The 14,009-nt window shown below is 70.8% G+C and carries 13 protein-coding genes; 8 read left to right on the top strand and 5 right to left on the bottom strand.

All coding sequences use genetic code 11. The features are described 5' to 3' along the window. Positions 1-74: 74 nt before the first annotated feature. The 3 genes from ACYQPG_RS03650 to ACYQPG_RS03660 all read right to left on the bottom strand — a co-directional run bounded on the left by ACYQPG_RS03650 (position 75) and on the right by ACYQPG_RS03660 (position 2,731). Positions 75-878: an SHOCT domain-containing protein gene (locus tag ACYQPG_RS03650; RefSeq protein WP_461230272.1), complete on the bottom strand. Its 804-nt coding sequence runs from the start codon at positions 876-878 to the stop codon at positions 75-77. A gap of 103 nt (positions 879-981) precedes the next feature. After that, positions 982-1,581, bottom strand: a complete 600-nt coding sequence (locus ACYQPG_RS03655; protein WP_147909991.1) for a nitroreductase family protein — start codon at positions 1,579-1,581, stop codon at positions 982-984. Between the two features lie 82 nt (positions 1,582-1,663). Beyond that, entirely contained in the window at positions 1,664-2,731 is a 1,068-nt protein-coding gene (locus tag ACYQPG_RS03660; protein WP_461230273.1) for a GSCFA domain-containing protein, read from the bottom strand. 73 nt (positions 2,732-2,804) lie between these two features. Between ACYQPG_RS03660 and ACYQPG_RS03665 the strand changes: the two genes are divergently transcribed. Next, complete coding sequence (locus ACYQPG_RS03665) at positions 2,805-3,839, top strand: WcbI family polysaccharide biosynthesis putative acetyltransferase (protein WP_419828709.1); 1,035 nt, start codon at positions 2,805-2,807, stop codon at positions 3,837-3,839. An 11-nt stretch (positions 3,840-3,850) separates the two neighbouring features. Here ACYQPG_RS03665 and ACYQPG_RS03670 read toward each other — a convergent pair whose 3' ends face one another. Then, positions 3,851-4,243: a response regulator gene (locus ACYQPG_RS03670; RefSeq protein WP_419828710.1), complete on the bottom strand. Its 393-nt coding sequence runs from the start codon at positions 4,241-4,243 to the stop codon at positions 3,851-3,853. A gap of 424 nt (positions 4,244-4,667) precedes the next feature. Between ACYQPG_RS03670 and pal the strand changes: the two genes are divergently transcribed. The 6 genes from pal to glmM all read left to right on the top strand — a co-directional run bounded on the left by pal (position 4,668) and on the right by glmM (position 12,157). Beyond that, positions 4,668-5,162, top strand: a complete 495-nt coding sequence (gene pal, locus ACYQPG_RS03675) for a peptidoglycan-associated lipoprotein Pal (protein WP_147909994.1) — start codon at positions 4,668-4,670, stop codon at positions 5,160-5,162. Between the two features lie 170 nt (positions 5,163-5,332). After that, positions 5,333-6,340 (top strand): tol-pal system protein YbgF, encoded by a 1,008-nt coding sequence (ybgF, locus tag ACYQPG_RS03680; RefSeq protein WP_419828711.1) that lies wholly within the window; start codon positions 5,333-5,335, stop codon positions 6,338-6,340. Positions 6,341-6,446: 106 nt separating this feature from the next. Continuing rightward, positions 6,447-7,457, top strand: coding sequence for a tRNA lysidine(34) synthetase TilS (gene tilS / locus ACYQPG_RS03685; protein WP_147941700.1), 1,011 nt, complete (start codon positions 6,447-6,449; stop codon positions 7,455-7,457). A 147-nt stretch (positions 7,458-7,604) separates the two neighbouring features. Further along, a complete protein-coding gene (gene ftsH / locus ACYQPG_RS03690; protein WP_461230274.1) occupies positions 7,605-9,527 on the top strand; it encodes an ATP-dependent zinc metalloprotease FtsH in 1,923 nt (640 codons plus the stop codon). Positions 9,528-9,932: 405 nt separating this feature from the next. Next, on the top strand, positions 9,933-10,679 hold the full coding sequence (locus ACYQPG_RS03695; protein ID WP_461230275.1) for a sulfite exporter TauE/SafE family protein: 747 nt from the start codon (positions 9,933-9,935) through the stop codon (positions 10,677-10,679). A gap of 134 nt (positions 10,680-10,813) precedes the next feature. Next, a complete protein-coding gene (gene glmM, locus ACYQPG_RS03700) occupies positions 10,814-12,157 on the top strand; it encodes a phosphoglucosamine mutase (protein ID WP_419828714.1) in 1,344 nt (447 codons plus the stop codon). 70 nt (positions 12,158-12,227) lie between these two features. On the opposite strand, the gene ACYQPG_RS03705 is transcribed toward glmM, so the two are convergent. Further along, the gene (locus tag ACYQPG_RS03705; protein WP_147855440.1) at positions 12,228-12,560 is read right to left on the bottom strand and encodes an MmcQ/YjbR family DNA-binding protein; all 333 of its coding nucleotides are present in this window, start codon (positions 12,558-12,560) and stop codon (positions 12,228-12,230) included. Positions 12,561-12,788: 228 nt separating this feature from the next. Between ACYQPG_RS03705 and ACYQPG_RS03710 the strand changes: the two genes are divergently transcribed. Further along, on the top strand, positions 12,789-13,781 hold the full coding sequence (locus tag ACYQPG_RS03710) for an outer membrane protein (RefSeq protein WP_419828715.1): 993 nt from the start codon (positions 12,789-12,791) through the stop codon (positions 13,779-13,781). Positions 13,782-14,009: the final 228 nt, after the last annotated feature.

A 14,009-nucleotide genomic window follows, 5' to 3' on the forward strand; every position in this document is an offset into this window, starting at 1 on the left:
TGACAACCTAGGACACGCCCCTCCGCCTCCCTTCAGGACGAGGGCGCAGGTGGGCGTGTCGGGAGCGCCAAGACTCAGAGCCGCGCCAGCAGTTCCGCCTTCTTGTCCGAGAATTCCGCCGCGCTGAGCACGCCCCGGGCGTGCAGCTCCGCCAGGCGCTCGATCGTGGCCAGCACGTCGCCCGAGGTGGCCGGCACCGGCGCGGGCGCGCTCGGCTGGGCAGGGGGCGCGCTCGGTTGGACAGGCGGCGGTTCGGCCGGATCGGCCTGCCGGGGGGCCGCCGTCTCCGCCTCGATGCGGCGCAGGCGGTCGAGGGCGACGACGCCCCGGGGGCCGGTGAAATCGAGGCTGCCGTTTGCCTGCGACACCCCGGAGATGTGGTGCTCGCCGGTATCGTAGAGCGCGATGCCGGTGCCCGATTCGATCGCGAGCCGCCGCGTGTCGGGGAAATAGGCGTAGCGCAGGCCGTCCTGCGCGCCGGTGCTCGCCGGAGCCCCGAGGCCGGCGGGCCACCACTCACCGCCGCCGCGCTGCGACGCAGGCCCGACCTCCGTGAAGCCGCCCGCCGGCAACGCCGCGGCGAGTTCGGTGCAAAGGGCGTCGACCCGGGCCTTGAGGCCGTCGTCGAACATCCGGCCGACCATCACCATGCCGCCGGAAAACCACTGGCCCATCCCGCCGAGGTCGGGATGGTTGAACTGCGCCATCGTGCCGTGCCCGCGTTCCAGCGCCTGGACCAGGTGGCGCACCGCATCGAGGCTCACCCCGTGGCGGTCGGCCACGGTCTGGAGGCCGGAGGCATGGTCGAACCCACCCGCGTCGAGGAACGGATCAGGCACGGCGCTGCCGCCGGGCGGGACCGAGGCTTTCGGGTCCATGGGCAGGCTCCGATCGTGGCGGGGCGGGAGAAGGCGGGGCGCGGGCCGGCGCCGTTGCGCTGCCGACACAATCCTTGGTCGTAGACTCCGGTTCCGGACCGCCTCAGGTGCCGGAGGGCGGGAACGCGCCGGCGATGACGAAGTCGGTGATCGGGCGGCGGCCGTTCGGGGCCTCCCGCGGACGCTGCTCCTCGGTGAGGTCGGCCTCCGCGACCTTGCGGCCCACCGCGAAGGCGGCCTCGATCCGGTGGTTCTCGGGCAGGCGCAGCACCTCGGGCGCGCGGACATGGTCGAACCCGACCATGCCGTGGGCGTGCCAGCCCTGGTGGATCGCCTGGAGCTGGAAGGCGAGCGAGGCGGTGCCGGCGTCGAAGGAGTGGCTGTAGGACGGCTTCAGTTCGTCGCCGACCTTCATGAGTCCGTTCGAGACCAGGAACAGGATCGCGCCGGTGCCCGAGACCCATTTCTGGTTGCCGGGCACGAGCAGGCCGAAGAACGTCTCCCAGTTCGCGTCCCCGCGCAGCGCGTAGAGGAAGCGCCACGGCTGCGAATTGTAGGCCGACGGCGACCAGCGCGCCGCCTCGATCATCCGCATCAGCTCGGCTTCGGGCAGCGCCTCGCCCGTGAAGGCGCGGGGCGAGTGCCGCGCCACGAAGACCGGGTCGATCGCGTGGTCGGGCTGGCGGGGCGGGGGCAGGCTCAAGGGGATCGACTCCGGACGGGCGCGAGCGCCCAGGCTGCTGAGCTTGCCCGAAACACCTGCCCGGAGGCAAATCCCCCGCCGCTCACGCCACGCTGCGCTCGATCTCCTCCTCGTCGCAGATCACGCCGGCATTGCCCTCGAACTCGGCCGCGAGGTCCACGGGGGCGTGGGTCGGGGCCGCGGCGGCGCGGTCGCGCGCGAAGGTCGACAGGAACAGCCGCATGACGTGGCGCACGCCCGCGTCGTTGATGGTGCGCTGGTCCTCGTTGTAGTAGCGCCCGGCATTCACGTTGCTGGTGACGATGTCGTAGGCCGGGAAGTACACCGCCCGCGGATCGCCCCGGCCGACCACCTCGCCGGCCGCCACCCGCAGCACCGACTTGGAGTAGCTGTTCGACTCCATCACGTGCCGGTCCATGTAGGTGGCGATCATCGGCACGGGCGAGACCGTGAAGATCACCCGGGCCTTCGGGTTCACGCTCCAGAGCCGGTCCAGGAAGCCGTTGAGGTCGCCCAGCACCTCGCCGGCGCCGGCGTTGACGCACTCGTAGAGTTCGGGATCGAAGGTGCCGCCCGCGACCCCGGGGGCGAGGGGCAGCGCCGCGCCGTCGCCCCGCCAGCGCCAGCCCTCGGTGAGGCCCAGCGTCAGCACGAACACGTCGAGGGTCTCGAACAGGCGGCGCACCTCGGCCAGATGCGCGTCGCGGGCGGCGACCACCTCGGCCTCGCTGGCGAAACCCGTCGGCTCGACGGTGGGGCGGAACGGGTCGACGTAGCGGCCGTCGTCGCGCAGCCACGCCTTCAGCTCGGGCTCGAACCGGCCATAGGCCCGGTCGAACAGCTGCACGAACTGGCGCGTGTAATAGAGATTGCCGTAGCGGGCCGAGAAGGTGCCGAACTGGCGGGCATTGGCCTCCTCGGCGCTCATGCCGGGGGGCGGCGGCTCGGTCAGGTAGTAGTTGAAGCCGGCGCCGCGCACCGCCTCGGCCACCCGCTGCGCGAAGCACGAGCCGCCGGTGGCGACCTTGTCGGTCGGCCCGATCGCGAACGTGTCCTTCGGGTGCGGATTGACCGCGAAGGGCGGCACGTTCGTCACGACCTTGCGCCAGAATCGCTCGGCCGGTAGACCCGTATACGGATTCAACGCCATCTTCGAACCCTCTTCTTCACGACGGCAACTGCCCTCGGGGCTGCTGATCCGTCCGCTGACCCCGGCACGCGACGTGGCCCTGAACGATCTGCCCCGGCGCGCCCGCAGCGCGTTGTCCCTGTCGACACCCAGTTGGGCGCCCACCTGGGCGACACCATGGCGAAACCGCGCGCGCGCCGCCACGACCCGTGACGGGCCGGCCATCGCGGTGCTCGGCAATTGCCAGGCCCGGGGCATCGCGCAGGCGATGCGCCTGCTCGCCCCGCGCAGCCCCGTGCGCTACATACCGATGGGTTACCTCAAGCGCGACCACGGCCATATCGACGGTCTGGTCCGGACGCTCCGCTCCCACGATCACGTCTTCTCGCAGACCTTCCCGGCCGGGCTGATCCCGGGCGGCGACGTCGCCACTCTGCGGGCGGCCGACCCACGGCTCAAGCTGTTCCCGGCGATCGTGTTCTCGGCCTTCCACCCGGACATGGTCTATGCCGGCCAGGCCTCGGACCTCGCCGCCCTGAAGCTCGCGCCCTCGCCGACGGGGCAGTACCACTCGGCGATCGCCCTCTGCGCCCACCGGCTCGGCCTCGATGCCGGCCGCACCGCAGGCCTGTTCCGCGAGGCCGTGTTCCGGCGCCTGGGCTACCTCGACCACTGGGACCCGGCCGTGCGCGAGCTGGTCGGAGCCGCCGCCGCCCTGGGCTTCGGCCTGGACCGGGAGGTGACCCGCTGGGCGCGGCGCGGCGCCTTCATGCACCTGATGAACCACCCCAAGGCCTTCGTCATCGGCGACATCGCCCGGCGCCTGCTTCAGGAGAGCGGGTTCACGCCGGAGCCCGTGGAGATCGAGGATTACCTCGGCGACGAGCTGGTCCAGGACGTGGTCTGGCCGCTCTACCCGCCGATTGCCGAGCATTTCGGCCTCATCGGCTCGTACCTCTTCAAGACCAAGCCCCGGGGCGACGACTTCCCGAGGCTCTACGACCTGCCGGGCTTCATCGCGGCGAGCTTTTCCCTCTACGACGCCCTGCCGGCCGGCGACCTCGCGTGCCAGCGGGTCGAGACCTGGCTCGCCACCCCCGAGATCGTCGCGCTGTTCCGGGCCGGGTAACCGGGGCGCGCTCAGCCCACCGCGCAGAGCGGGGCGTCGCTCAGGCCGTCGCCCATCATCCGGACCAGCCGGTTGACCGCCTCCACCTGGAACGGCTTGCGCAGGAACAGGCTGCCGGCCACGCCCCGGCCGCCGCTCGCATCGGTCGAGGTGTAGACCACCGGCCGGTCGGCATGGAGCGCCCGGAACGCGTGGGCCACGGTCCAGCCGTCGATCAGGCCGGGCAGGTGGATGTCGGTGAACAGCCAGTCGATCTCGTGGCCCCGCGCCCGCAGGAGCGTCAGCGCCGCCTCCCCGGTGGAGGCCTCGATCACCCGGATGCCCTGCGTCTCGCACAGGCTCGCGATGATCTCGAGGAGCAGGTAGCTGTCCTCAACGATGAGGACGCACTGGGCGGGGCGCATTGGGGGTCCGGGAATCGCGCGGCGTCTTTGGATCGGAAAGCGCTCGCGTGTGCCGAACCGGTAGCCGCGTCGACGGCGAGCGCTCCGGGCGAATCAAGGCCCGACAGGGTTGAGAATGTCTTAAAACGCTCCCGGATGCGGTATCCGGCCCTGTTGCATCGCGGCAACTCGCGGGGCGGAAACGGCTCGGCTTGATCGATCGCCCGGCCCGATCGCCCCGGCGGTGCCGCAATCCGGGCGCGTCAGCATGGCCGTGCGTGCGGCAGCGCACGCCGCCGACCGAAGCGGGCCCGCAGGACGTTGCGCGGCGCCCGCCGGAACCGTCGCTTAACCATCCGCGCCTATCACCGGCGCTCAGGACGACGCGGACCCGCCTCGAAGACCCGCAGCCGGCCTTCGGCCCCGCTCGAGGAGTTGAACGATCATGCCCCAGCGTTTCCGCGCACTCGCCCTCGGCCTCGCGCTCTGCGCCGGCCTCGGACTCGGCGCCTGCAGCAACGACAAGGACCTCGCCGACGCCTCCGCGTTCGGCGCCGGCGCCGCGACCCCGGGCAGCGCACAGGACTTCGTCGTCAATATCGGCGACCGGGTCTTCTTCGAATCGGATTCCACCGATCTGACCCCCACCGCCACCGCGACCCTCGACAAGCAGGCCGCCTGGTTGCAGCGCTACCCGCGCTACACCTTCATCATCGAGGGCCATGCCGACGAGCGCGGCACCCGCGAATACAACTTCTCGCTGGGCGCCCGCCGGGCCCAGGCGGTCAACGACTACATGGCCACCCGGGGCATCGGGGCGAGTCGGATGCGCACGGTCTCGTACGGCAAGGAGCGGCCGGTGGCGGTGTGCAACGACATCTCGTGCTGGTCGCAGAACCGCCGCGCGGTGATCGTGCTCGACCGCGGCGCCGGGGCGTAATCTTCGCAGAGACGGCCAAGAGGTCCGTCCGCCTGCCGATTCTTCACAGAGTCGGCAGGCTTTTCTGCGAAGACAGCGTCGGCCCCGGGTTCGACCGGACCGCGCCGCAGTTTTGCCGCGGAACGGCGCATCTGATAGGGCCTCGCGCTTCCATCGGACCGCAGCCCATCATGCCCGCCCGCCTTCGCACCCGCCTCGCGCTCACCACGATCCTCGGGGCCCTGCTCCTCGGCCATCCGGCCGCCGCGCAGGATGCCTCGGAACTGGTGGTGCGCCTGGGTCGCATCGAGAACCAGTCCCGGATCATGTCCGGGCAGATCGAGACCCTCCAATACGAGAACCGGCAGCTGAAAGAGCAGCTGCGCAAGTTCCAGGAGGATGTCGAGTTTCGCCTGAACGAGGGTAAGGGCGGCGGCAGATCCAGCCCGTCGGCGCCCTCGGCGGCCCCCGCCCCGTCCGGTACGGTCAACGGTGGAAATCCGGGCTCCGGCCGCCCCGGCAAGCGCGGCGACGCCTTCGACCCGTCCCAGGCCCCTGGCGCACCCGGAGCGCCGATGCCGCTCGGCAGCACGCCGGCCTCCCCGCCGCTGCCGGCCCGGGAGGCCGCCGAGGCGGCCCCTGTGCGGCCGCAGGCGGTGCCCCGGGCCGCGATCGACGACGAGGATCCGGACGCCGAGGGCGCCGCCCCCGGCTACGACGAGCCCGTGGACCTGCGCCCGCCCGCCCGCACCGGCGCGATCCCGGTCCCGGCGGCCCGCCCCGCCGAGAGCGTGGCCGCCACCCGGACCGGAGATCCGTCCGCCGATTACGAGACCGCGGTCGAGCTCTACCGTTCCAAGCAGTACGAGCAGGCCGAGATGGGCCTGCGCCAGTTCATCCAGTCGCATCCCCGCGACAACCGGGTCGCCGGCGCGACCTACTGGCTCGGCGAGAGCTACCTGGCCCGCGGCCGCAACCGCGAGGCGGCCGAGCAGTTCCTGAAGGTCTCCACCGATTACGCCCGCTCGTCCCAGGCGCCGGACGCGATGCTGAAGCTCGGCGTCACGCTCAACGCGCTGGGCGCCCGCGAGCAGGCCTGCGCGACGCTCGCCGAGCTGGACCGGAAATTCCCCAATGCCGGCTCCGGCGTCCGCCAGGGCGTCGCCCGGGAGCAGAAGCGCGCCCGCTGCGCGGCCTGATCGGGGATCCCAAAGGGCGTGCCCTTTGGCGGGGTTCGGGGGCGGAGCCCACGAGATACCAGGGCTCTGCCCTGGACCCGCAAAAGGTCGGGGACCTTTTGAATCCATGACTGGACCGTCGGACGATCCGGTCCTCCGCGCCCTCGCGCCCTGGCTTGGTCGGCCCGAGCGCGGCGTGCTGCTCGCCGTCTCGGGGGGGCCCGATTCGAGCGCGCTGATGCACGCCGCCGCCGCGCTTGGGGCAACTGTGCGGGTCGCCACCGTCGATCACGGCCTGCGCCCGGATTCAGGCCCGGAAGCCGAGGGCGTCGGCCGGGCGGCCCGGGCGCTCGGCCTGCCGCACGCGGTCCTCGCCTGGGCTGGCTCGAAGCCCGGCACCGGCCTGCAGGACGCGGCCCGGGCTGCCCGCTACCGGCTGCTGGCCGCCCATGCCGAGGCGGTCGGCGCCGGCCTTGTGCTCACCGGCCATACCCGGGACGACCAGGCCGAGACCGTGCTGATGCGGCTTGCCGCGGGCAGCGGACCGGCCGGGCTCGCCGGCATGCGGGCCGAGCGCCCGCTCGCCCCCGGCATCACCCTCGGTCGGCCGTTCCTGGCCCTGCCGAAGGCGACCCTGACGGCGTGGTGCGAGACCCGCGGCATCCCGCATGTCCGCGATCCGGCCAATGCCGATCCGCGCTTCGCCCGCGCCCGCCTGCGCGCCGCCTGGACGGCCCTGGCGGCCGAGGGCCTGAGCCCGGCACGGCTCGCCCGCCTGGCCGAGCGGGCCGCCCGGGACGACGCCGCCCTCCGGGTCATGGCCGCACACGCCCTCGCGGCGGCTGTGCTCCCGGCAAAGAATACCGATGCCGCCGCGCTGCGCCTCGACGGCGCCGTGCTGGCGACCCTGCCGGAGGCCACGGCCCTGCGCTGTCTCGACGCCGCCCTCACCCGGGCCGGGGCCGCGCCGCGCCGCCTCGAGCGCCTGGAATCCCTGGTCCTCGGGGCGCTGCTGCCGGCCCTGCGCCGCCGGGAGCCGATCCGGCGGACCCTGGCCGGGATCCTGATCGCCGCGGATGCCGCCGGCACGGTCAGCCTGGCGGCCGCGCCGCCCCGCCGGCACAAGACCGCCGATTGACGGATAGATGCTGCCCTCGCCGCAGGGGGGAGCGGCTTACTTGGCAACGCAGCCCCCCCCGCCTACATTGGCGAGGTGTGCACGGATGGACCGGCAAAGCCGCGCGAGGTGTCCGTCTAGGGGGCCGCACGCACCAAGGATCGATCGATGAACCCGAATTTTCGCAACTTTGCCTTGTGGGTCGTCATCTTCCTGCTGGTGCTGGCCCTCGTCACGCTGTTCCAGAACCCGGGTCACCGGGGCGGCGGCAGCGAGATCGCCTATAGCCAGCTGCTCAACGATGCCGATGCCGGCAAGATCCAGTCGGTGGTGATCTCCGGGCAGGACGTGTCCGGCACCTATGTCGGGGGCGGCAACTTCACCAGCTACGCGCCCAACGACCCGAGCTTGGTCTCCAAGCTCCAGGGTAAGGGCGTGACGATCACGGCCCGCCCGCCGTCCGACAACACCCCCTGGTTCATCCAGCTGCTCGTGAGCTGGCTGCCGATCCTCGTCTTCATCGGCGCTTGGATCTTCCTCAGCCGCCAGATGCAGTCCGGCGCCGGCCGCGCCATGGGCTTCGGCAAGTCCAAGGCCAAGCTCCTGAACGAAGCGCACGGCCGCGTGTCGTTCGACGACGTCGCGGGCGTCGAGGAGGCCAAGGAAGACCTCCAGGAGATCGTGGAATTCCTCCGCGACCCGCAAAAGTTCCAGCGGCTCGGCGGCCGGATCCCGCGCGGCGTGCTGCTCGTCGGCCCGCCCGGCACCGGTAAGACGTTGATCGCCCGGGCGGTCGCGGGCGAGGCCAACGTGCCGTTCTTCACCATCTCGGGCTCCGACTTCGTCGAGATGTTCGTGGGCGTCGGTGCCAGCCGCGTGCGCGACATGTTCGAGCAGGCCAAGAAGAACGCGCCCTGCATCATCTTCATCGACGAGATTGACGCGGTCGGCCGCCATCGCGGCGCCGGCCTCGGCGGCGGCAACGACGAGCGCGAGCAGACCCTGAACCAGCTCCTCGTGGAGATGGACGGGTTCGAGGCCAACGAAGGCGTCATCATCATCGCGGCGACCAACCGCCCCGACGTGCTCGACCCGGCGCTGCTGCGCCCGGGCCGGTTCGACCGCCAGATCATGGTGCCGAACCCGGACGTCACCGGCCGCGAGCGCATCCTGCGGGTCCATGTCCGCAAGGTGCCGCTGGCCCCCGATGTCGACCTCAAGGTGATCGCCCGCGGCACCCCCGGCTTCTCGGGTGCCGACCTGATGAACCTCGTCAACGAGTCGGCGCTGCTGGCGGCCCGTCGCGGCAAGCGCATCGTCACGATGCACGAGTTCGAGGACGCCAAGGACAAGGTCATGATGGGCGCCGAGCGGCGCACCCTGGTGATGACCGAGGACGAGAAGCGGCTCACCGCCTATCACGAGGGCGGCCACGCCATCGTGGCGTTCAATGTCCCGGCCACCGACCCGGTGCACAAGGCGACCATCATCCCGCGCGGCCGGGCGCTCGGCATGGTCATGCAGCTGCCCGAGCGCGACAAGCTCTCCATGAGCTTCGAGCAGATGACCTCGCGGCTGGCGATTATGATGGGCGGCCGCATCGCCGAGGAGATGACCTTCGGCCGGGACAAGGTCACGTCGGGCGCCCAGTCGGACATCGAGCAGGCGACCCGTCTCGCCAAGATGATGGTGACCCGCTGGGGCTTCTCGCCTGAGCTCGGCACCGTGGCGTACGGCGAGAATAACGACGAGGTCTTCCTCGGCATGTCGATGGGCCGGCAGCAATCGGTGTCGGAATCGACCGCCCAGAAGATCGACGCCGAAGTCCGCCGCCTGGTCGAGACCGGCCTGGAGGAGGCCCGGCGCATCCTGGCCGAGCACAAGGACGACCTGGAGGCGCTCGCTCAAGGGCTGCTCGAATACGAGACCCTCTCGGGCGACGAGATCCGCAACCTGCTGAAGGGCCAGCCCCCGCTCCGCGACGGCGGCGACGTGCCCCCGACCCCGGCCCGGGGCTCCTCGGTCCCCTCCGCGGGCCGTGGCCGCCCGAAGGAGAGCGACGGTAGCCTGGAGCCGCAGCCGCAGGCCTGATCCCGGTCGACGACGATACGAGAAGGGCGCCGCGAGGCGCCCTTTTTCGTTGGGTTTTCCGCGTCAAGCGGTCTCCGGCCGTGAACGCTGTGGCGCGGGTCCCCTCTCCCGTTAGCGAGAGGGACAGGGTTGAGGGGACGGGTTCTTCCGGAGAGGGCGTATCCTTCACCCCTGCCTCTCTCGCACGGGAGACGGGGCACGTCGCGATCAACGCCGACCGATATGTGAACCCCCCGGATCGCCGCGCAGCGAGGGCGCGTCTCGGTTCCGGACCGGAGCCTCCAGCCCCCCCTGACAATCCGCCCCGGCTGTCCGCGAACACCCCCCGCAAGCTCGGCCGGAGGCTCGGATCCGGTGGGCGAATCGGAAAGACCGGGAGCGGGATCTTTCCGAGCCGCGTACCCGATGGCGTTGTCCGTTTATCTCGTCGTCGGCTTCGGGGCCGCGGTCGCCGGGTTCGTGCAGGGGCTGTCGGGCTTCGCCTTCGGGCTCGTGGCCCTGTCGTTCTGGGCCTGGGTGATCGATCCGCAACTGGCCGCCGTCCTGGCGGTGGCCGGATCCCTGACCGGCCAGATCGTGGCCGCCGTGACGGTCCGGCGCGGCTTCGACCGGGCCCGCCTCGCCCCGTTCGTGCTGGGCGGGCTGGCCGGGATTCCGCTGGGCGTGCTCCTGCTGCCGCACCTCAATGCCGACTGGTTCAAGCTGGTGCTCGGCACCCTGCTGGTCGTGTGGTGCCCGGCGATGCTGCTCGCCAAGGACCTGCCGCGGATCACCGTGGGCGGGCGGCTGGCGGATGCCGTCGTCGGCCTGGGCGGCGGCCTGCTCGGCGGGCTCGGCGGCTTCACCGGCACGCTGCCGACCCTGTGGTGCGTCCTGCGCGGCTACGAGCGCGACGTCCAGCGCACGATCATCCAGAACTTCAACCTGACGATGCTGGCGGTCACGATGCTGGTTTATCTCGGCTCCGGACTCGTCACCCGGACGGCGCTGCCGATGCTGGCCGTGGTGCTGCCCGCCATGCTGATCCCGGTCTTCCTCGGCACACGGGTCTATGTCGGCCTGAGCGAGACGGCGTTCCGCCGGGTGGTGCTCGGCCTCCTGACGGTCTCCGGCGTGACGCTGCTCACGGCGGCGCTCCCGCGGGTGCTGTAGCGCCCCGCGCCGGGGCACGCCGCATTTCGACCGTCTTTGTCGGGGAGCACCCGGGGCAATCCAATCTGCTAAGTTCTGTCGCGCTACTCTGTCGCCGCGTTGGCCGGACGAGAGGCCCGGCACCGGAGATCGTGATGGCGCGCAAGTATTTCGGAACCGACGGCATCCGGGGCCGGGCCAACGGGGTGATCACCCCGGAACTCGCCCTGAAGGTCGGCCAGGCGGCGGGTCTGGTGTTCCAGCGCGGCGACCACCGCCACCGGGTGGTGATCGGCAAGGACACCCGCCTGTCGGGCTACATGATCGAGACCGCCCTGGTGGCGGGCTTCACCTCGGTCGGCATGGACGTGCTGCTGCTCGGCCCGGTGCCGACCCCCGCGGTGGCGATGCTGACCCGCTCGATGCGGGCCGATATCGGGGTGATGATCTCGGCCTCGCACAACGCCTTCGAGGATAACGGCATCAAGCTGTTCGGGCCCGACGGGTTCAAGCTCAACGACGCGATCGAGCGTGAGATCGAGGAGCTGATCGACGCCGAGCTGCACACCAAGCTGGCCGGCTCCGCCGACCTCGGCCGGGCCAAGCGGATCGAGAGTGTGCACGCCCGCTACATCGAGTTCGCCAAGCGCACCCTGCCCCGGCACGTGACCCTCGACGGCCTGCGGGTGGTGGTCGATTGCGCCAACGGCGCCGCCTACCGGGTCGCCCCCGAGACCCTGTGGGAGCTCGGCGCCGAGGTGATCGCCATCGGCACCGAGCCGGACGGGTTCAACATCAACCGGGATGTCGGCTCCACCGCCCCGGCCGCCCTGGTCGCCAAGGTGCGCGAGCGCCGGGCCGATATCGGCATCGCGCTGGACGGCGACGCCGACCGGGTGCTGATCGTCGACGAGAAGGGCCACGTGGTCGACGGCGACCAGCTGATGGCCGTGGTCGCGCGCTCCTGGCAGGAGGACGAGCGGCTGACCCAGCCGGGGCTGGTGGCCACCATCATGTCCAATCTCGGCCTGGAGCGGTATCTCGGCGGCCTCGGCCTGTCGCTGGCCCGCACCGCGGTCGGCGACCGCTACGTGCTCGAGCACATGCGCGAGCACGGCTACAACCTCGGCGGCGAGCAATCCGGCCACATCATCATGTCGGACTACACCACCACGGGTGACGGCCTGGTGGCGGCCCTGCAGATCCTGAGCGTGGTCCAGCGCCAGGGCCGGCCGGTGAGCGAGGTCTGCCACTGCTTCGACCCGCTGCCGCAGATCCTCAAGAACGTCCGCTACCGGGCCGGCGAGCCGCTCAGCCAGGACAGCGTGGTCAGCGCCATCGCCCAGGCCCGCGCCCGGCTGGGCAATGGCGGCCGCCTGGTGATCCGCCCCTCCGGAACCGAGCCGGTGATCCGCGTGATGGCGGAGGGCGACGACCGCGGCCTCGTCAACGAAGTGGTCGACGAGGTCGTCGAGGCCGTCACCAAAGTCGCGGCCTAAGATCCGGGATCCCAAAGGGCCTGCGGCCCTTTGGCAGGGTTCGGGGGCGGAGCCCCTGAGGGCTCGGTGCTCACGCGTAGGCGGCGCGCAGCACGGCCGGTGCGGTGGTCCGCCAAGCCGCCAGCAGGGCGGCGCGCAGGGATTCCTCCTCGCAGAGATCGAGGTCGAGATTGGTCCAGCCGCGCCGGCCCCAGGCGCCGTCGAGCGGCGTGAACAGGTCCGGCTCGGCCTCGCACAGTTCGGCCTGGTCCACGGGGGCCAAGCGCAGCACCACCCGGGCCTCCTCCACCCACAGGGTCGCGAACACCCGGCCGCCGACGCGGAAATCCGGGTTGCCGCGGTGGGCGCCCGCCACCGTCTCCGGCAGCATCAGCGCCAGGATGCGCACGTCCTCGGGCAACACCGGCTCAGCCCGATCCGCCGGCGGGCGTCGTCGTCGTCCTGACGGTGCGGGATGGTGCGGGCAAGACTAGCAAATCCTTCCCTGGGGTGCAGGTTTGCGGACCGTAAGCAGCCGGCAAGGCTAACATTTAACGTTAAGCCGGATTTAAGACGTTCGATCCATCCTTCGCCTCGTCAACAGAGCCGGCATGCCAAGCCTCCGGCACACGAGTCTAGTGAAGGAATCTCCATGGCCCGCTCCAAGCTGAACGCTTTGGTGCGCAGCCTGACGCTCGCGGCGAGCGTCGGCGCGCCCTGCCTGGCCGCTGCCGCGGACCTGTTGCCCCCGCCTCCGCCGCCGCCCCCTCCGCCCCCGATCGAGGTCGGCGGCGGCTGGTACCTGCGCGGCGACGTCGGCGCGAGCGTCTACACGCGGCCGCGATACAGCGAGGCCTACGATTACACCGGCTATCCGGATGCCAACCGCTCGTTCGGCAACGAGATCGGCGGCGGCGGGTTCGCGGGCGTCGGCGTCGGCTATCAGTTCACCCCGTTCCTGCGCGGCGACGTGACCGGCGAGTATCGTTACTCCACCGGCCTGCGCGGCAGTGAGTATTACAAGGGCCCCGAGTTCGACAACGGCCTCGGCTCCTACGGGGTCAACAAGTCGTCCAGCAACTTCGATTCCGCGGTGGTGCTGGCCAACGCGTATTTCGACCTCGGCACGTGGTACGGCATCACGCCGTTCATCGGCGGCGGTGTCGGCTACGCCTTCAACCACGTCTCGGGCTACTCGACGAACCAGCAGTTCACCAGCCCGACCTACGCCTACGATTACGGCAACCCGATCTACGACTGCAAGTGTGGGCAGGCGTACTACAACTACGCGCCAGTCTACGACAGCAACGGCAATCCGGTATACAACACCAACAGCGGCAGCAAGTTCTACAAGAGCAAGACCAGCGGCAGCTTCGCCTGGGCGCTGCATGCCGGTCTCGCCTATGACGTCAGCGACGCCCTGAAGATCGAGGTGGCGTACCGCTACCTCAACCTCGGCAAGGCCGAGACCGGCCCGGGCTTCGTGCCGTGCTGCACCGGCAGCCTGCAGGCGATCAAGGTGAAGGACATTGAGGCGCACGACGTGAAGATCGGCCTGCGCTATTACCTCGGCGGCCTCGTCGCGGCGCCCCTGCCGCCGCTGATGCCGGAGCCGATCCCCGGACCGCTGGTCCGCAAGTACTGATTTTTTTCTCAACGCTCTGACGGCCGACGGCGCGGATGTCCTCCGCGCCGTTTTTCGTTTTGCGACCGGGCTTCGGCGGAACGGGAGGAGTGGGAGACCAGAATCGGGCTGCCGGATAGTTTGATCCAAGTCGCAATGATCGAAACGGGACGCGCGAAGAGCTCTGAAATAACGGACGCTTAAGGTTACCCAACTATCTCTGCATCGAGGCCCGATCTGCCGTCCGTC

The organism is Methylobacterium sp. CM6246 (assembly GCF_054818005.1).

Excerpts from the sequence above, each read along its gene's own strand:
- ACYQPG_RS03650 (WP_461230272.1), bottom strand. The coding sequence starts at position 878 with ATGGACCCGAAAGCCTCGGTCCCGCCCGGCGGCAGCGCCGTGCCTGAT.
- ACYQPG_RS03660 (WP_461230273.1), bottom strand. The coding sequence starts at position 2,731 with ATGGCGTTGAATCCGTATACGGGTCTACCGGCCGAGCGATTCTGGCGC.
- ACYQPG_RS03670 (WP_419828710.1), bottom strand. The coding sequence starts at position 4,243 with ATGCGCCCCGCCCAGTGCGTCCTCATCGTTGAGGACAGCTACCTGCTC.
- pal (WP_147909994.1), top strand. The coding sequence starts at position 4,668 with ATGCCCCAGCGTTTCCGCGCACTCGCCCTCGGCCTCGCGCTCTGCGCC.
- ybgF (WP_419828711.1), top strand. The coding sequence starts at position 5,333 with ATGCCCGCCCGCCTTCGCACCCGCCTCGCGCTCACCACGATCCTCGGG.
- tilS (WP_147941700.1), top strand. The coding sequence starts at position 6,447 with ATGACTGGACCGTCGGACGATCCGGTCCTCCGCGCCCTCGCGCCCTGG.
- ftsH (WP_461230274.1), top strand. The coding sequence starts at position 7,605 with ATGAACCCGAATTTTCGCAACTTTGCCTTGTGGGTCGTCATCTTCCTG.
- ACYQPG_RS03695 (WP_461230275.1), top strand. The coding sequence starts at position 9,933 with ATGGCGTTGTCCGTTTATCTCGTCGTCGGCTTCGGGGCCGCGGTCGCC.
- glmM (WP_419828714.1), top strand. The coding sequence starts at position 10,814 with ATGGCGCGCAAGTATTTCGGAACCGACGGCATCCGGGGCCGGGCCAAC.
- ACYQPG_RS03710 (WP_419828715.1), top strand. The coding sequence starts at position 12,789 with ATGGCCCGCTCCAAGCTGAACGCTTTGGTGCGCAGCCTGACGCTCGCG.